This window comes from Streptomyces sp. NBC_00872 (assembly GCF_045161915.1).
GTDB lineage: Bacteria > Actinomycetota > Actinomycetes > Streptomycetales > Streptomycetaceae > Streptomyces.
Map to the genome: position 1 here is coordinate 7,375,836 of NZ_CP108806.1, position 18,162 is coordinate 7,393,997.

Annotated in this window: 15 protein-coding genes; 11 read left to right on the top strand and 4 right to left on the bottom strand. The window is 71.4% G+C overall.

Annotated elements, in window-relative coordinates; all coding sequences use genetic code 11:
• Positions 1-35 precede the first annotated feature (35 nt).
• Positions 36-584, top strand: a complete 549-nt coding sequence (locus OG214_RS31550) for a TetR/AcrR family transcriptional regulator (protein WP_363083665.1) — start codon at positions 36-38, stop codon at positions 582-584.
• Positions 581-2,122, top strand: coding sequence for an MFS transporter (locus OG214_RS31555; RefSeq protein ID WP_405986647.1), 1,542 nt, complete (start codon positions 581-583; stop codon positions 2,120-2,122). Before OG214_RS31550 ends, OG214_RS31555 begins: the two co-directional genes overlap by 4 nt.
• 76 nt (positions 2,123-2,198) lie before the next feature.
• Here the strand turns inward: OG214_RS31555 and OG214_RS31560 are convergent, their stop codons facing one another.
• Both OG214_RS31560 and OG214_RS31565 read right to left on the bottom strand, forming a co-directional pair.
• The gene (locus tag OG214_RS31560; protein ID WP_405986648.1) at positions 2,199-3,422 is read right to left on the bottom strand and encodes a GDSL-type esterase/lipase family protein; all 1,224 of its coding nucleotides are present in this window, start codon (positions 3,420-3,422) and stop codon (positions 2,199-2,201) included.
• Between the two features lie 350 nt (positions 3,423-3,772).
• A complete protein-coding gene (locus OG214_RS31565) occupies positions 3,773-4,489 on the bottom strand; it encodes a lysophospholipid acyltransferase family protein (protein WP_363083669.1) in 717 nt (238 codons plus the stop codon).
• A 179-nt stretch (positions 4,490-4,668) separates the two neighbouring features.
• Between OG214_RS31565 and OG214_RS31570 the strand changes: the two genes are divergently transcribed.
• The 3 genes from OG214_RS31570 (at position 4,669) to OG214_RS31580 (ending at position 7,038) form a co-directional block, all read left to right on the top strand.
• Positions 4,669-5,826 (top strand): glycerophosphodiester phosphodiesterase, encoded by a 1,158-nt coding sequence (locus OG214_RS31570; protein ID WP_405986649.1) that lies wholly within the window; start codon positions 4,669-4,671, stop codon positions 5,824-5,826.
• A gap of 74 nt (positions 5,827-5,900) precedes the next feature.
• The gene (locus OG214_RS31575) at positions 5,901-6,497 is read left to right on the top strand and encodes a sigma-70 family RNA polymerase sigma factor (protein ID WP_405986650.1); all 597 of its coding nucleotides are present in this window, start codon (positions 5,901-5,903) and stop codon (positions 6,495-6,497) included.
• A gap of 37 nt (positions 6,498-6,534) precedes the next feature.
• Entirely contained in the window at positions 6,535-7,038 is a 504-nt protein-coding gene (locus OG214_RS31580) for a GNAT family N-acetyltransferase (protein ID WP_363085539.1), read from the top strand.
• Between the two features lie 21 nt (positions 7,039-7,059).
• On the opposite strand, the gene OG214_RS31585 is transcribed toward OG214_RS31580, so the two are convergent.
• Positions 7,060-7,461 (bottom strand): hypothetical protein, encoded by a 402-nt coding sequence (locus tag OG214_RS31585; protein ID WP_363085540.1) that lies wholly within the window; start codon positions 7,459-7,461, stop codon positions 7,060-7,062.
• Between the two features lie 134 nt (positions 7,462-7,595).
• Positions 7,596-7,955, bottom strand: coding sequence for a hypothetical protein (locus OG214_RS31590; RefSeq protein WP_405986651.1), 360 nt, complete (start codon positions 7,953-7,955; stop codon positions 7,596-7,598).
• Between the two features lie 604 nt (positions 7,956-8,559).
• Here OG214_RS31590 and OG214_RS31595 point away from each other — a divergent pair.
• From OG214_RS31595 to cobT, 6 genes are all read left to right on the top strand, one after another.
• Positions 8,560-9,723, top strand: coding sequence for an ATP-binding cassette domain-containing protein (locus OG214_RS31595; protein ID WP_405986652.1), 1,164 nt, complete (start codon positions 8,560-8,562; stop codon positions 9,721-9,723).
• Positions 9,720-10,391 (top strand): methionine ABC transporter permease, encoded by a 672-nt coding sequence (locus OG214_RS31600; protein WP_363085536.1) that lies wholly within the window; start codon positions 9,720-9,722, stop codon positions 10,389-10,391. The genes OG214_RS31595 and OG214_RS31600 overlap by 4 nt, the downstream gene beginning before the upstream one ends.
• A 190-nt stretch (positions 10,392-10,581) precedes the next feature.
• Positions 10,582-11,448, top strand: coding sequence for a MetQ/NlpA family ABC transporter substrate-binding protein (locus OG214_RS31605; RefSeq protein ID WP_405986653.1), 867 nt, complete (start codon positions 10,582-10,584; stop codon positions 11,446-11,448).
• 199 nt (positions 11,449-11,647) lie between these two features.
• Positions 11,648-12,286, top strand: coding sequence for a GNAT family N-acetyltransferase (locus OG214_RS31610; protein ID WP_363085683.1), 639 nt, complete (start codon positions 11,648-11,650; stop codon positions 12,284-12,286).
• A 257-nt stretch (positions 12,287-12,543) separates the two neighbouring features.
• The gene (cbiE, locus tag OG214_RS31615; RefSeq protein ID WP_363085682.1) at positions 12,544-13,764 is read left to right on the top strand and encodes a precorrin-6y C5,15-methyltransferase (decarboxylating) subunit CbiE; all 1,221 of its coding nucleotides are present in this window, start codon (positions 12,544-12,546) and stop codon (positions 13,762-13,764) included.
• Between the two features lie 345 nt (positions 13,765-14,109).
• On the top strand, positions 14,110-17,694 hold the full coding sequence (gene cobT, locus OG214_RS31620) for a nicotinate-nucleotide--dimethylbenzimidazole phosphoribosyltransferase (RefSeq protein ID WP_405986654.1): 3,585 nt from the start codon (positions 14,110-14,112) through the stop codon (positions 17,692-17,694).
• Positions 17,695-18,162 lie beyond the last annotated feature (468 nt).

An 18,162-nucleotide genomic window follows, 5' to 3' on the forward strand; every position in this document is an offset into this window, starting at 1 on the left:
AGACGTTCATGTCTCATGTGGGTTATGTTTGACTCATGACAGTCGATCGTGACCAGGTGCTGCGCACCGCCGCCGCCCTTCTCACCCGTAAGGCGACCGCCACCATGGACGAGGTCGCCAGGGCCTCGGGGATCGGGCGCGCGACCCTTCACCGGCACTTCGCCGGGCGTGACGCGCTGGTCAAGGCGCTGGAGCAGCTCGGAATCCAGGAGATGGAGACGGCGCTCGACGCCGCCCGGCTGGACGAGGGCACGGCGGCCGACGCGCTGCGCAGACTTGTCGCCCGTATCGAACCCTCGGCCGGACTCCTCGCCTTCCTGCTCACCGAGAACCAGCTCTTCGAGGGCGAGGTCTCCGACGGCTGGGCACGGATCGACGCCCGCTGCTCGGCGCTCTTCCGGCGCGGCCAGGAGCAGGGCGAGTTCCGGATCGACCTCAGCCATGTCTGGCTGACCGAGGCGCTCTACGGACTGCTCAGCGCCGGCGCCTGGGTCACCCAGGACGGCCGGGTCGCCACCAAGGACTTCCAGTACATGATCGTCGAGTTGCTGCTCGGCGGCGCACAACGGAGCGTGAGGACATGACCACCATCCACGGGACGGCGACGGAGACGAGGCCCGTACCCCGTCCGGGGCGGTGGCTGGCGCTCGCCGTGCTCGTCCTGGCCGTACTGCTGGTGGCCGTCGACGCGACCGTACTCGGTCTTGCCACCCCGTTCCTCAGCGAGGACCTCAGGCCGACCGGTACCCAGCTCCTCTGGATCGGCGACATCTACTCCTTCGTCATCGCCGGGCTGCTGGTCTCCATGGGCAGCCTCGGTGACCGTATCGGACGCAAGAGGCTGCTGCTGTCGGGCGCGGTCGCGTTCGGCGCGGTCTCCGTACTGAACGCCTACGCGTCAAGTCCCGGGATGATGATCCTGGCCAGGGCGCTGCTCGGGGTCGCGGGCGCCACCCTGATGCCCGCCACGCTCGCCCTGATCCGCAATATCTTCCACGACCCCAAGGAGCGCAGCCTCGCCATCGGTATCTGGGGAGCGATGGCCTCGGCGGGCGCGGCGGTCGGCCCTGTCGTCGGCGGCTTCCTGCTGGAGCACTTCTGGTGGGGCTCGGTCTTCCTGATCAATCTGCCCGTGATGGCGGTGCTGGTGCTCGTCGGCGTGAGGACGCTGCCCGAGTCGAGGGACCCGGCGCCGGGGCCGTGGGACATGACCAGCGTGCTGCTGTCCCTCGTCGGTGTCGTCGGTGTCGTGTACGCCGTGAAGGAGGCGGCGGCGCACGGGCCCGGCTGGGACGTCCTGGCGGCGGGAGCGGCCGGCGCGCTGGCGCTCCACCGGTTCGTACGGCGTCAGCTCACCCTGCCCGCGCCGCTGCTGGACATGCGGCTCTTCCACCACCGGGGCTTCTCCGGCGCGGTGCTGGCCGATCTGCTGACCATCCTCGGTCTGTCGGGACTGGTCTTCTTCCTGTCGCAGTTCCTCCAGCTGGTCCAGGGGCGCGGACCCCTGGAGGCGGGTCTCGCAGAACTGCCCGCGGCGGTCGGCGCGGTGACGGCGGGGCTGATCGCGGGGACGGTCGCGCGCCGGTACTCCGTACGGGCGGTGGTGGCGGGCGGTCTGGGCGCCATCGGGCTGGCGCTGGCCGTGCTCACCGTGCTCAGCCGGTCGACCGGCTATCCGCTGCTGGGCGCGGTGCTGCTGATCGTCGGGATCGGCGCGGGGTTCTCGTTCACCGTCACGGCCGATGTGATCCTCTCCAGTGTCCCGAAGGAGCAGGCCGGTTCGGCCTCCGCGGTCTCGGAGACGGCGTACGAGCTGGGCGCGGCGCTCGGTATCGCGCTGCTGGGGTCCGTCGTCACCGGTGTGTACCGAGGCTTCCCCGCTCCCGCCGGGGTCCCCGCGGACGCGGTCTCGGCCGCCCATGAGTCACTGGGCGGCGCGGTGGAGGCGGCGGCGGGTCTGCCGGGCAGCTCGGGCCAGGCCCTGGTCACCGTGGCGCAGGACGCGTTCGTCGACGGTTTCCGTCTCGCGGCGGGCGTGGGCGCGGCGGTCCTGCTGGCGACCGCGGCGGCGGCCTGGTTCCTGCTGCGCGGCCAGAAGCTGGAGGAGTCCTCCGGACACTGAACCGGACCCGCCACCGGACACTGAACCGGTCCCGCCGCTGGGGGCTGACCGGACCCGCCGCCGGGGAGCGGGCGCCTCAGGCGCGCTCGGCGGTGAACGGTCCGTCGGCGGCGAAGGCCAGGGCGGCGAAGCGTTCTCCGATGCGGCGGTGAGTGGCGGCGTCCGGGTGGAGCCGGTCGGGCAGCGGCAGCTCGGCGGAGTCCGCCTCACCGTAGAGGTCGCGGCCGTCGAGGTAGTGCAGGTTCGGGTCGTCGGCCGCCCGCCGGCTCACGAGGCGGGCCAGTTCGTCCCGGATGACATTGAGCGTCAGCTTCCCGGCGGCCCGTTCCGCGGGGTCGCCCGCGGCCCGGAAGCGCAGCTGTCCCTCGCCGAGGTCGCTGAAGTCCGGGGCGCTGGGGCCCGGGGTGTCCTCGTGGATGGGGCACAGGACGGGTGAGACGACGAGCAGCGGAGCGGTGGGGTGGCCTTCGCGGATGGTGTCGAGGAAGCCGTGCACGGCGGGGCCGAAGGCGCGCAGACGCATCAGATCGGTGTTGACCAGATTGATGCCGATCTTGACGCTGATCATATCGGCAGGGGTGTCGCGCAGAGCGCGGGCCGTGAAGGGATCGAGCAGGGCGCTGCCGCCCAGACCCAGGTTGATCAGTTCCACACCGCCGAGGGAGGCGGCCAGCGCGGGCCAGGTCGTGCTGGGGCTCGCGGCGTTGGAGCCCTGGCTGATCGAACTGCCGTGGTGCAGCCACACCTTGCGGCCGCCGGCCGGTACGGGCTCGACAGGGGCGTCGGCACGCAGGGCGACCAGCTGGGTGATCTCGTTGTGCGGCAGCCAGATCTCGACATCCTTGACGCGGTCCGGGAGGCCCGGGAACCGGGCGGTGCCGACCGGTCCCGGCCGGGTCTCGGCGGAGCCCGTGGTCATGTCCACGGTCAGGACATCGCCGCCGGTCACCGTGGTCTGCCCGGCCGCACGGCCGTCGACGAGCAGGTCGTACACGCCGTCGGGGCGCGGCGGGGCGCCCTGATAGACCATCTTGGTCGGGAGCGTGTCCAGCTCTACGGCGGTGGCCCGCGTGCGGAAGGCGAGCCGTACGCCCGATGGCTGGGCCTCCGCCATCGCGAGCTGTCCGTCGGCACACTGCGCACGGGCCAGGGCGGGCAGCCGGTGCGGCAGTATCCCGTGCTCGGTGCGCTCCAGATCGAGCGCGCCGCGCAAGAGGTCCGCGGTGAGGGGAATGGTGATCCAGTCCGCCGCCCGGTCCGCCGCGGGGGCGCCGGGGACGTCGTCGTGCCGGTCGTTCATGGGGTCATCCTGCGGCGTGGACACCCGGTTCGCCCAGTGATTTTCCGCCCCCCTCCCGGGAGAGTCCTCCGCGCCCCGCAGGCGGAAAGAATCCCCCGGAGGCCGGAGGCCGGAGGCGGGTGGGCGGCTCGGTGGCCCATTCGCGCAGCGCGCCGCGGCGTCGAACCCGATGGCGGCGCCCCAGTCCTGCTGGAGCACGCTGACCGGCATACGCAGCCGGCCGCCGGCGGCCCGGTCGGCCCGGTCGTGGTCCACGTCGGCACCGGTCGAGGCACGGCAATCTCGGCCACGACCGAGGGCACCGCGCCGCTCCGTGCTCCTGTGCCGCGTGGCCCCCAGGCCGCCAGCCGCTACGCCGCCTTCGCCTTTGTGGCGTACATGTCCACGTACTCCTGCCCTGACAGCTCCATGACCTCGGTCATCACCGAGTCCGTCACCGCCCGCAGCACATAGCGGTCGCGGTCCATGCCCTCGTAGCGCGAGAACTCCATCGGCTCGCCGAAGCGCACCGTCACCTTGCCCGTACGCGGCATGCCCGTACCGTTCGGCTGGAGCTTGTCCGTACCGATCATCGCGAAGGGCACCACCGGCGCGCCCGTCATCAGCGTGAGCCGCGCGATGCCCGTACGGCCCCGGTAGAGCCTGCCGTCGGGGGAGCGGGTGCCCTCCGGGTAGATACCGAAGACATTGCCCTCCTCCAGCACCCGACGGCCCGTCATCAGCGCCGCCACACCACCGCGGCCACCGTCGCGGTCCACCGGGATCATGCCCACACCGGTGAAGAACCAGGCCATCATCCGGCCCTTGAGCCCCTTGCCCGTGACGTACTCGTCCTTGCCGATGAAGAAGACCTGACGGTCGCAGACCAGCGGCAGGATCATCGAGTCGATGAAGGTGAGATGGTTGCCGGCGAGGATCACCGGCCCGCTCCCCGGAATGTTCTCGGCGCCCTCCACACGGATGCGGAACATCAGGCGCATGATCGGTCCGAGCGCTGCCTTGATGAGCGCGAAGCGGGACAACGGTTCCTCCGGTGGCGAGGGACGGTGGTGGACGGAGGCGAACATCTCCGCAGGTGAGCACGTTACTCGCGGCTCACGGGGTTCGCACATCGGGTTCACGGGCTGGATACCCAGTGTTGACGTGTGTTTCCGTCACGTTCGTCCAAGGTCCCCCACGGGGAAGACGGCGCCGCCTACGCTCGGCCTCGCTTGACAGGCACAGAACACCACATCAAGGAGCGTTCATGACACAGGGTGCGCGCAACACGCCAGGCCGGCGGACCGTACTGGGAGCGGCGGTGCTCGGCTCGGCCGCCGCCATGGCACTGCCCGCCGCGGCGCAGGCCACCGAGCGCGGACGGGGCGGCGGCCACCACCCGTCCCGCCCCGAGCTGCCCGTGCCCACGATCGTCGGTCACCGCGGGGCCAGCGGCTACCGCCCCGAGCACACCCTCGGTTCCTACCAGCACGCGCTGGACCTCGGCGCCCATGTGATCGAGCAGGACCTGGTGCCCACCAAGGACGGACACCTCGTGTGCCGTCACGAGAACGACATCACCGGCACCACGGATGTCGCGGACCACCCGGAGTTCGCGAGCCGCAAGACCACCAAGTCGGTCGACGGCGTCAGCCTCACGGGCTGGTTCACCGAGGACTTCACGCTCGCCGAGCTGAAGACCCTGCGCGCCAAGGAGCGCATCCCGGGCACCCGCCAGCACAGCACCGTCTACGACGGCCGCTGGGAGATCCCCACCTTCGAAGAGGTGCTCCGCTGGGCGGACGAGCAGGGCCGCAAGCTCGGCCGCCGGATCTGGCTCTACACCGAGACCAAGCACCCCACCTACTTCCGCGGCATCGGCCTCGGCCTGGAGGAGCGCCTGGCGAAGCTGCTCCGCCGCTACGGGCGTGACCGCAAGGACTCCGCGATCTTCCTCCAGTCCTTCGAGCCCACCAGCATGCAGCGGCTGGCCAAGCTGGTCGACTCACCGCGTGTGGTCCTGCTCTCCGGCGCCGGCACCCGCCCGTGGGACTTCGAGGTGACGGGCGACCCGCGCAAGGTCGACGACCTGGTCAAGCCCGAGGGCCTGAAGTGGATCGCGTCCTTCGCGCAGGGCCTCGGGCCGACGCTCGACCTGATCATCCCGAAGGACTCCGCGGGCCGGCTCACCAAGCCCACCACGCTGGTACGGGACGCGCACGCCAAGGGGCTCGTCCTCCACCCGTACACGATGCGCAACGAGAACTCCTTCCTGCCCGCCGAGTTCCGCCGTGGCACGGACCCCAACGCGTACGGCGACGCCTTCGGCGCCTTCCGGGCCTACTTCGCGACCGGGATCGACGGGATCTTCACCGACAACCCCGACACCGGCCTGCTGGCCCGGACGGACTTCGTCAGCCGCTGACCGCGCGTTCCCCGGTCGGGTGACCGTCCGGCCGGGGAGCAACCGTCCCTCATCGCGGGGGCGTCATGCCGGGCATGACGCCCCCGCGAGCCGGCGCACCCGGCCCCGGCACCTCACTCCGTCCCGCCGTCACCCCCCGCCGCCCGTCCCCGCCTGCCGCGCCGGACCTCGTCCGCGCGCTGCTCCCGCTGGTGAGCGCGGAGGCCGCCGCCGAGGCACCGGGGACCGGCCTCGACGCGGGCGACCTCGAACAGAGCATCTGGGTACGGCTGCTGGAGCGGCTCGACGGCGAAGGCCCGCCCGCGGACCTCGCGCACTGGGTACGGGACGCCGTACGGGAGGAAGCGCACCGCGCCCGCCGTACCGCCGTCGCCGCCTACCCGTCCCGGGACGAACCGCCCACCGGTCCCGAATCCGATCCCGAGCGTGCCGCGCTGCGCACCGACCGGAGGCGTACGCTCCGCGCGGCCGTCGGCCGTACCCCGGGGCACTGTCCCCGGCTGCTGACCGCGATGCTGTCGCCGAACGACCCCACCTACCGTGAAATCGCGGGCGAGTTGGGTATGTCACAGGGAAGTTTGGGCCCCTTGCGGTCGAGATGTCTGGGATGCCTGCGCAGAATGCTCGTTACGGAGGTTGCCGCTCCTGAACCGCGGGGAAGGGAGCGGTAAACAACCGGCGGATCAGGTGAGCGGGAGGCATGCACACATGGGCATGAGCGTGACCATCTCAGCGGCGAGTGCGCAGGACGCGGAGCACATTCTGAAGCTGCAGTACTTGTGTTACCAGAACGAGGCCGAGCTGTACGGCGACTACACCATCGAGCCGCTGACCCAGACGCTCGACGATCTCAGGGCCGAACTCGACCGCGGACACTGCCTGGTAGCGCGTCTCGGTGACGAAGTGGTCGCGTCCGTAAGAGGAAGTGTCGAGGAGACGGGCACCGCCCGGATCGCCAAGCTCATCGTCCATCCCCGGCTGCGCCACCACGGCCTCGGCGGACGGCTGCTCGACGCCATAGAGAACCACTTCACGGCGGAGCCGGCGGCCAAGCGCTTCCAGCTCTTCACCGGCCACCGCAGCGAGGGCAATCTGCGGCTCTACCGCAGCCGGGGCTACGCGCCGGTGTCGACGGAACAGATAGGCCCCCGTCTGACGCTCGTCACACTGGAGAAGCCGGCCGGCGCCGCCGCCTACGCGGCCAGTGCCTGACGCGGACCCCGTCCGCCGCGATCAGCGGCGGGCCTTCCGCAGCCACAGGATGCCGGTGACCGGCAGCAGTACCGGAATGAAGAGATAGCCCATGCCGTAGTCCGACCAGACCGTGGCGTCCGGGAAGGCCGAGGGGTCGGCCAGCGTCCAGGTCCCGACGGTCAGTACCCCCGCGAGCTCGGCGGCGCAGCACACCAGCGCCGCCTTCCGCGCCGTCTCCCCGCCGCGTACGAGCGTGTAGGTGATGAACGCGTAGACCACGGCGGCCACGGCGGAGAGCGTGTAGGCGAGCGGCGCGTGCTCGAACTCGGTCGCGATCTGGTAGACGGACCGGGAGACCGCGCCGACGGACATCACTCCGTACAGCCAGACCAGCAGCAGGCCGGGCCCGCGCACCAGCCGGGTCGCGGACTCCCCGCCCACCGGCTCCGGCCCGCTCGCCCGGTCCGCTCTCTCGGCTGGGTTCTCCCCGGTCCGCTGCCCGGCTTGCCCGCCGGCCGTTCTCCGGCCCGTCGTCCGCTGCCCCGTCTTCGCGCCGGTGGTGGGCTCGCCCATCGTCAGCCTCCCCAGATGTCATGGAGCCGCACTTCCAGTACGGCCAGGACGACCGCTCCCGCGGCCACCGTCGTCGAACCCCATCGCGTCCGCTCGGCCAGCGACAGGAAGCCGGCCGCCGGCACCGCCAGCAGCGCGCCGATCAGATACGACACGAAGATCACCGAGCCCTGGTCGGCCTTCTCCCCGCGGGCGAGCTGCGTGATCCCGATCACGAGCTGGACGAGCGCCAGCGCGGCCACCACACCCATGCCGATGAAGTGCCAGTCCTTGGTGGGCTGGTCGCGAAAGGCGGCGAAACCGCACCAGGCGGCGAGAGCGAGCGCGGCCACGGAGAGCGCGACCGTCAGGACGACGAGCATGGACCGAGCGTATTACGGCCCAAAAGGCACCCCGCGAGCGCCCCCGCACCCCCGTGGCAGCGCTGTGCCCGCGAGGAGCTGGGGAGACCGTGGCCTTGGCCACAGCGTCTGACCCGTTCCGGCCGGCCGGGGACGCGCTCGCCCTGCGGCGCTCACCGATATCCGGGCAGGTCGGGGCGGGGAGCGGGGTGATTCGTCGCCTCGTGTGAACGGTGAGACGGAGACGTCCGATATACGGACGAGCCCCCGGGAGCCGTCTTGATGTCTGCTTTACTTATCGCATGACCACGATGAGCTACCGCGTACCCGCGACCGAGGCGATCACGACGCCCGGTGCTCGTTGTCTGTGTCGAATGTGCGCCAACTGAGGGCCCCTGCCTGAGTCTCGCGCCCCGAAGCGAGACCGGACAGCCGCGCCGCCACGCCGGTTCCGTACGCCGTGCGCGCCACACGCGCCATGGTCCGGACCGCCGGTGAGCGGGTAGGTCTGTTCCGCACGCGCCTGCTCCCGGTTCACCCACCGTCTCGGCGTGAAGCGTCCGAATGACGAATGCCCCGTGCCGGCGGCCACCTCGCCGCGCACTCGACAGTGATGGATACCCCTGTGATCACTACTACGGGCCTGACGAAGATCTACCGGTCCGCCACGTCACGAGGCCGCGAAGTCACCGCTCTCGACCAAGTGGACCTCCATGTCCGCGAGGGCGAGGTCTTCGGCGTCGTCGGACAGAGCGGCGCCGGCAAGTCCTCGCTCATCCGCTGTGTCAATCTCCTCGAACGCCCCACCGCGGGCCGGGTGATCGTCGACGGCCAGGACCTCACCGCGCTCGCGGGCCGCGGCCGGCGGGCGGGCAAGGAGCTGCGGCGGGCCCGCAGTTCGATCGGCATGGTGTTCCAGCACTTCAATCTGCTGTCCTCGCGCACGGTCAAGGACAATGTCGAGCTGCCGCTGGAGATCCTCGGCGTCACCCGCCAGGAGCGCGCCCGCCGCGCCCTGGAACTGCTGGACCTGGTGGGACTGGGCGACAAGGCCGCCTCGTACCCCGCCCAGCTCTCCGGCGGCCAGAAGCAGCGCGTCGGTATCGCCCGCGCCCTGGCCGGCGACCCCAAGGTGCTGCTCTCCGACGAGGCGACCAGCGCCCTCGACCCCGAGACCACCCGCTCGATCCTCCAGTTGCTGCGCGATCTCAATCAGCAGCTCGGACTGACCGTGCTGCTCATCACGCATGAGATGGGGGTCGTCAAGACGATCTGCGACTCGGCCGCACTGATGCAGAGGGGGAGGATCGTGGAGTCGGGCACGGTCGGCGAGCTGCTGGCCACCCCCGGCTCGCAGCTCGCGCGGGAGCTGTTCCCGGTGGCCGGAGCGCCGTCGGGCCCCGGCCGTACGGTCATCGACGTCACCTTCCAGGGCGAGGCCGCCGCCCGGCCGGTGATCTCGCAGCTCTCCCGTACGTACAACATCGACATCTCGATCCTGGGCGCCGCGATGGACACCGTCGCGGGCCGGCAGATCGGCCGGATGCGGATCGAACTGCCCGGCGGTTACGAGGAGAACGTCGTGCCGATCGGCTTTCTGCGGGAGCAGGGGCTCCAGGCCGAGGTGGTGGACGACGAGCCCGCCGCCGAAGGGCCACCGGAAGGTCCCGCCGCCGAGCGGCCGGCCGAAGCACGCCCGGCCGGCGAACAGACCCCCGGCGAACAGACCCCCGACGAACAGTCTCCCGAGGGCGAGGCGCCCGCACTGGTGAAGGAAGATGTCAAGTGACCTGGTCGGAGATGCAGCCGCTGCTGGCCCAGGGGACCCTCGACACCCTCTACATGGTGCTCTGGTCCGCGCTCGTCACCATCGTCGGCGGACTGCCCCTCGGTGTTCTGCTGGTCCTCACCGACAAGGGGGGACTGCTCCAGAACGCCCCGGTGAACAAGACCGTCGGCGTGATCGTGAACATAGGCCGCTCACTGCCGTTCATCATCCTGCTGATCGCGCTGATCCCGTTCACCACGCTGGTCGTCGGCACCTTCATCGGGCCCACCGCGATGATCGTGCCGCTCGCGATCGGTGCCATCCCGTTCTTCGCGCGCCTCGTGGAGACCGCCATCCGTGAGGTCGACCACGGACTGGTCGAGGCCGTCCAGGCGATGGGCGGCTCCGTGCCGACCATCGTCCGCAAGGTGCTGCTGCCGCAGGCCCTGCCCTCGCTGGTCGCCGGCGTCACCACCACCGTCATCGCCCTCATCGGCTACTCGGCCATGGCCGGCGCGGTCGGTGGCGAGGGCCTGGGATCCAAGGCCGTCACCTATGGATTCCAGCGCTTCGAGAACGGCTTCATGGTGGCCACGGTCGTGGTCCTGATCGTGATCGTGACCCTCGTACAGCTCCTCGGCGACGGCGTCGTACGGCTGCTGGCGCGCCGGGGCCGTACGGCCTCCTGAGCCGCCGCGCCCCGCACCCGCACCCGCACCCGCGCCCGCGCCCCACACCCGCACCCGCACCCCGTACCCGTGCTCGGGCCCGAAGTCCGACCCGAGCCCCTGAGTTTTTTCCCGGAGCGACCGCTCACGGCCCGTACTCCTTGTCCGGGCCCCGACACCGACACCCGTATCACGGAAAGAGGCACTCTTCGTGCGTACCACCGCCAAGTTCACCACGGCAGCCGCCGTCACCGCCGTCCTCGCCCTGGGCCTCAGCGCCTGCGGCACATCCTCCGACCCGGGCTCCTCGGACAAGGCCGGCTCCGGTGCCTCGGCCGACACGTCCAAGGCGCTGCTCGTCGCCGCGTCCCCCGTACCGCACGCCGACATCCTGAACTTCATCAAGGACAATCTGGCGGCGAAGGCGGGTCTCAAGCTGGAGGTCAAGGAGTTCACGGACTACGTCCTGCCGAACACCGCGACCCAGAGCGGCGAGGTCGACGCCAACTTCTTCCAGCACAAGCCCTATCTGGACGACTTCAACAAGAAGAACGGCACCGACATCGTGCCCGTCGTCAATGTCCATCTGGAACCGCTCGGTCTCTACTCCAACAAGATCGACGATCTCAAGGGCATCAAGTCCGGTCAGAGCATCGCCATTCCGAATGACACCACCAATGAGGGCCGCTCGCTGAAGCTGCTCGCGGACAACGGTGTGATCACGCTCAAGGACGGCGCGGGAATCGACGCCAATCTCTCGGACATCAAGGACGCCAAGGGCATCGAGTTCAAGGAACTGGAGGCCGCCACCCTGCCCCGCGCCCTCAATGATGTCGACGCCGCCGTCATCAACGGCAACTACGCCCTTGAGGCCGACCTCAAGCCCGCTCAGGACGCGCTCGCCCTGGAGAAGTCCGAGGGCAACCCGTACGCCAACTTCCTCGCCGTCAAGCGCGGCAACGAGAAGGACCCCCGGGTGCAGAAGCTCGCGGAGCTCCTGAACACGCCCGAGGTCAAGCAGTTCATCGAGGACACCTACGACGGCTCGGTCGTGCCCGCCTTCGGCGCCGTCCAGTAGTCCCCGGCGGCTTCCGGGCGGTCAGTGTGTCGCCCAAGTGGCCGGAGCAGTAACGTTCTTGTCTCCGAGTCCTTCGGTGTGGGCCCCGCGTACGCCTTCCGTACGCGGGGCCCACGCATCCACCCGGACCCGGCCATGCGCATCCCCATCCGATGCTGCATGCTGTGCATTTACGACGGACTGAGGCATGGAGCTGCGCATGACTACCACCTTTCCGGACGTTTCCATCAGCACGGAGCGGTTGGTGCTGCGCGCCTTCGAGGCGGCGGACATCCCGGCACACATCGAAATGATGAACGACGAACTGATCACGGCGTGGACGCCCGTGCCTCATCCGTATACGCGCGAGGACGCCGACCAGTGGGTCGCCAGTATCGCCCCCGCCGAACGCGTGGCGGGGCGCGGAATCGCCTTCGCCGTCACCGAGTTCCTCACGCAGCGGCTCGTCGGCATCGTGCGGCTGCGCAGAACCAATTGGCACGCGCTCTCCACCGAGATGGCCTATGTGACCGCCCCCTGGGCACGCGGTGAGGGATACGCCACGGAATCGGCGCTCGCGGTCGCGCAGTGGCTCTTCCGGGACCAGAAGTTCGAGCGCATCGAGGTGCGGACCCCCGCCGACAACACCGCCTCGCAGCAGGTCGCGCAGAAGATCGGCTGCATCAGCGAGGGTGTGCTGCGCAATGCCTGGATAGCGCGTACCCAGACCGAGGACGGCGGCTGGACCGATATCCGTACCGATCTGATCGTCTGGGGTCTGCTGCCCGAGGATCTCGAAGGCGTGGCCGAGCAGATGGCCGACGCGGGCGGCTACGCCTCCTTCACCGACTGGAACTGACGGCGGCGGGGGACTCACAGCGACGGGGACTTGCAGGGGCAGGGACTTGGAGGGGCGGCGGGGACCCACGGCGGCGCCCAGCCAACCCGGTTGTCCCGGCCCACCGCCCGACGGTCTTCCGTCCTGGCCAGGTACTCTCACCGTGCCTCGTGGTGCCCATGGCCACGGGCGGCCGAAGTGCCCGTATCGGTCCATCCGCTCCACGCACGACCACGCGACCACTCGACCAAGCGACGACTCCGGGGAGACTGACGACGATGGCCGACCGCGTCACGGTGATCGGCTGGGACGGCTCACCGCTCACCGCTGCTGCCGGGGCCGCCCTCTCGGCCGCCACACTGGTGGCCGGAGCCGCCCACCATCTCGCTCTCCCCGAGGTGCCGCCGGACGCCGAACGCATCCGGCTCGGCTCCATAGATCTCGCGGCCCGCAGGATCGCCGGGCACCGCGGCAGCGCCGTGGTCCTCGCCGACGGGGATCCGGGCTTCTTCGGTGTCGTACGGACGCTCCGCGCGCCCGAACACGGTCTGGAGGTCGAAGTCGTCCCCGCGGTCTCCTCCGTGGCCGGTGCCTTCGCACGCGCCGGGATGGCCTGGGACGACGCCCAGATCGTCGTCGCCCACCGCCGTACGCTCCGCCGCGCCGTCAATGTCTGCCGCGCGCACACCAAGGTCGCCGTCCTCACCTCCCCGGGCGCGGGGCCGGCCGAACTGGCCCTGCTCCTCGACGGCGTCCACCGCACCTTCGTCATCTGCGAGGAACTGGGCACCGACCGGGAGCAGGTGAGCGTGCTCACCTCGGACAAGGCCGCCGACCATGTCTGGCGCGACCCCAATGTGGTGATCGTCATCGGCGGGGTCGGCACCGCGGTCTCGCCGACCGGCGGCTGGATCGCCGGACGCGACCCCGGCTATCCGCCGGCCGGCCGCGGCTGGGCCCTGCCCACCGCGGAGTACGGCATCGAACTGGACGAAGGCGAGTCGACCTGGCTGCGCGCCGCCCAACTGGCCCGGCTGGGCGCCCGTACCGGCGATCTGATCTGGGACATCGGCTCCGGCAGCGGAGCGCTCGCCGCCGAGGCCGCCCGCTTCGGTGCGGCCGTGATCGCCGTCGACGACGAGCCGGGAGCCTGCGCCAGTACGGCGGCGGCGGCCCGTCGCGCGGGCGTTCAGATGCAGGTCGTCCAGGGCCGGGCGCCCCAGGTGCTCGAACGGCTGCCGGAACCCGATGTCGTACGGATCGGCGGCGGCGGTATCGATGTGGTCACCGCGTGCGCCGACCGCAGGCCCGAGCGCATCGTCACCCACGCGGCCACCCGCGACGAGGCCGAGGCCGTGGGAACTGCCCTCGCGGGGGGCGGATATGAGGTCGAATGCGTGCTGCTCCAGTCCGTCGACCTCGACACGGGCGCGTGGACGGAGCGGGAGCGCTCCGTGGTTTTCCTGGTCTCCGGACAGCGTCCGGACAGCGCCCCCTGACCCTGTTCCGGCGCCGCGCGCGGTAAGCTGGCCGATCGTTGTACCGCAGCCGGGCGTTCGTCACTTCGTTAGTCAATGTCCGGAAAAGGGGCCCGTTTTGGACCCTCATGTGGTACAGCGACACTGGGGGGACGCGCGACGTGGCGCTGTCCACAGCGGGCCGGGGCGGATCCACCGCCACGGCCGCGAAAGGCCGCGCGAAGCCGCGAGACTTCGGGGTGACCGCGCGCCGTTCGTGCCGCGCGGCGCTCACGCTCGTTGTTCCTGACGGGCGCCGGAAGCGCCGCGGATCGGGCGCCCCGGGTGCAGGGCCGAAGGAGCACAACCTATGGGCGAGGGGTACGCATGACTGACACCGGCCAGGTCCTGGGCGAGGGACTGCCGGAGAACGCAGGCATGGTGGAGCAGCCGGGCATCCCCGCTCCCGGCGCGTACACCTACCTGGACCCCTCCGAGCCCGTCACCGAGGACGAGGATCTGCTGCTGATGCCGAGCGCGCAGGGGGGGTGGAGCGATCCCCAGGTGGTACCGGCGGAGGCGCCCGCCGTCTATGCCGCGCCGGACGGGTACGCCGCGCCCATGGGATATCCCGGACCTGAGGGGTTCGCCGGGCACGAGGGGTACCCCGGGCACCCGGGATTCGCCGTGCCCGCGGTGCCCGCGATGTCCGAGGGATTCGCCCGGGAGCAGTTCGCCGGTCCGGAGGGGTATGCCGCTCCCGAGCCGATGCCGGTCCAGCAGCAGGCGCCTCCCATAGAACAGCCGGCACCGATGGCGGAGCCGGTGTCACAGGTCCAGGCCGGGGTTCCGGCACAGCCCCCGGTCCAGACGGAGGCACAGGTTCAGGTGCAGACGCAGACGCAGGCCCAGATGCGGACGGAGGCGCCGGCGGAGCCCGCAGAGCAGGCTGTGCGGGCGCCGGACGCGTACCAGCCGCAGGGCCCGGTCACGGTGGCCGAGACTCCCGCTGATGCCGCTGCCGCCGCCGCTGCCGCCGCCTCTGTTCCGTCCACTGTCTCGTCCTCGGCGTCGGGTGAGTTCGTCATGCCGGTCCAGGAGGTCCCCGCCGCCCTTCCCGCCGAGCCGGAGGCGGTCGCCGTGGCGCAGTCGGCGCCCCGGGCAGCGGAGCAGGAGCCGGCACAGCAGGAGTCGGCACAGGAGCCGCAGCAGGGTTCCATCGGGCGGGGACGGAATCTGCACCAGCCGGGCGCGCATGAGGCCGGTGGCCGGGATTCCGGTTCGGTGGACCTCAGCGGGGTACGGATTCCGCCGCCCATGGCGACCGCCCCGCCCGTGGCGGCCCCGACCCCGCCGCGCCGTCCGTTGCACATGGGCCCGCCCGTGCCCGACCCGACGGGCGGTGTGGTGCGCTCGCTCGCGGACCGGGGCCCGGCGGGTACGCCCACCCAGTCCGTCCGCGTCCGTGCCCAGACCCAGGGACCGCCCACCACGGGTCCGGAGTATCTGGACGTACCGCGCGAGGAGCCGGCCGTACTGCCGGGGCCCCAGCTCGGCGAGATTCCGCCGCAGCCCGGGGCGCCGTGGGGTCCTGAACCGGCGGCGGTACCGGCGGCACCCGAGGTGCGAGCAGAAACGGTCGTGCCGGAGGCCCCGGCGCGACCGGAACCGGAGCCCGTGGCGGAACAGATGATGGAGCCGCAGTCCGCGCCGGAGCCTGAGCCGGCCACGGCCGAGGCCGAAGCCGAGGTTCAGATTGAGGCCGGGGCCGAGGCTGTCGCCGCCGAGCCGGCACCGGAGCCCGCTGCCGTGCCCGAGCCGGAGCCGGTGCCGGTGATGGCGGAACCGCAGACGGCCGACGAGCCGGTCCATGTCCAGCAGACGGTTGAGGCACCGGAAGAGCCGCTGGCCGCCGTGGAGCCCGTGGCCGTACCCGAGACCGCACCGGAGCCCGAGGCCGAGTTCGTACAGGCCTCCGAGGCCGAGACCGAGGTGAACCCCCAGCCCGAGCCCGAGCCCCAGCCGGAGCCCGTGCCCGTGCCCGTGCCCGAGGTCGTATACGCGCCAGAGGCTGAAGCCGCGCCCGCACCCGTACCGGTCGTCGCTGTACCCGCGTCCGCGCCCGTCGTGCCCGCTCCCGCTCCCGTGCCCGAAGTCGAGGCGGCGCCGGAGGCCGAGGTCGAGCCGGTGCCCGAGGCCGAGGCCGTGCCCGAAGCCGTTCCCGTCCCGCAGGAGGGCACCGCCGCCGCCTCCGGCTTCGACGACGCCGAGCGCGAGGCCGTGCTCCGGGTGATGCGCGAACGGCGCGACATCAGGAACGGCTTCCGCTCCGACCCCGTCCCGCACGAGGTGCTGCTCCGCGTCCTGGAAGCCGCGCACACCGCGCCCAGCGTGGGCCACTCGCAGCCCTGGGACTTCGTCGTCATCCGCTCCGCCGAGACCCGGCGCTCCATGCACGAACTGGCGCAGCGTCAGCGTGACGCGTACGCCAAGTCGCTGCCCAAGGGCCGGGCGAAGCAGTTCAAGGAACTGAAGATCGAGGCCATCCTCGACACCCCGGTGAACATCGTCGTCACCGCCGACCCGACGCGCGGCGGCCGGCACACCCTCGGCCGGCACACCCAGCCGCAGATGGCCCCGTACTCCTCGGCCCTCGCCGTCGAGAACCTGTGGCTCGCCGCCCGCGCGGAAGGGCTCGGCGTCGGCTGGGTCAGCTTCTTCGACGAGCGCGAGATGGTCCGCGCGCTGGGTCTGCCCGAGCATCTCGAAGTCGTGGCGTACCTCTGCGTGGGATACGTCGACGAGTTTCCCGAGGAGCCCGAGCTGATGCAGGCGGGCTGGTCCAAGCGCCGGCCGCTGTCATGGGTCGTCCACGAGGAGACCTACGGCCGCAGGGCGCTGCCCGGCGAGGAGCCGCACGATCTTCTCCAGGAGACCATCGCGAGCATCCGCCCGCTGGACGCCAAGGCGCTGGGGGAGGCGTGGGAGCGGCAGAAGCGGATGACGAAGCCCGCAGGCGCGCTCGGCATGCTGGAGATCATCTCGGCACAGCTCAGCGGTCTGTCGCGGCTGTGCCCGCCGCCGATTCCGGAGCCGGCCGCGGTGGCGATCTTCGCGGGGGACCACGGAGTGCACGCGCAGGGCGTGACCCCCTGGCCCCAGGAGGTCACCGGCCAGATGGTGGCCAACTTCCTGGGCGGGGGAGCGGTGTGCAACGCGTTCGCCAACCAGGTGGGCGCGGAGGTGTGTGTGATCGACGTGGGCGTCGCGGGCGAACTCCCTGCGACGCCGGGGCTGTTGCCCCGCAAGGTCCGGGCCGGTACGGCGGACTTCACGACGGGTCCCGCGCTGAGCCGTGAGGATGTGCTCGCCGCGATCGAGGTCGGCATCGAGACGGCGCGTGATCTGGTGGCCGCGGGCAACAAGGGGCTGCTCACCGGAGAGATGGGCATCGCCAATACGACGGTGTCCGCCGCGCTGATCTGCGTCTACACCGGCCAGGACCCGATGGAGGTCACCGGGCGGGGCACGGGCATCAACGACGAGATGCACGCCCGCAAGGTCGATGTCGTCCGCCGGGGCCTCGAACTCCACCGGCCGGACCCGGCCGACCCGGTCGGCGTCCTCGCCGCCGTGGGCGGTCTGGAGCACGCGGCCCTGGTCGGGTTCCTTCTCGGCGGCGCGTCCTTGCGCACCCCGGTGATCCTCGACGGTGTCAGCGCGGGCGCGGCGGCCCTCGTCGCTCGGGCGATCGCCCCGGAGGCCCTGGCCGCCTGCATCGCCGGCCACCGCAGCGCCGAACCGGGCCATGTGGCGGCCCTCAACAAACTGGGCCTGCGTCCCCTGGTCGACCTGGACCTGCGCCTCGGCGAGGGCACGGGCGCCCTTCTGGCGCTCCCGGTGGTACAGAGCGCGGCCCGGGCGATGCACGAGGTGGCGACGTTTGACTCGGCGGGAGTGACGGAGAAGTAGGACCGGGGCGCGCGGGATTTTCGTACCGCGCGCCCGTACCGCGGCCCGTACCGACCTTCCGGGTGTCCGGAAGGTCGGCAGCACGGTGCAGTCGGTCCCGACCGGCGGCTCCGACCGGGCTCCGGCAGCCCCGACCGGGCTCCGGAGCCGCACGTTCCGGCGCCATGGCGGAGACATCCGCCGGTATATCCCGCAAAGTCCGTACGGCCCGTACGAGCCTTACGGGCGCCCCAGCCGTTCGGCCCGAGCCGCCCGCACCGCATCCCGCACCCCGCCTCCCGGGATCCGGTGCCGCCCCGCGCTCCGGAAAGCGGGCCGGGAGACAGGGTCCCGGCCACGGACCCCGCTCCGACCGTGACCCCCACGCCCCCTCCCCGTAAGGTGGTCGCCGGGACCGCACCCCGTCCCACCAGCCGCTTCACCGCCACCGTGGCAGTACCGCACCGCCCCGCCCGCCCCGAGGAGTCC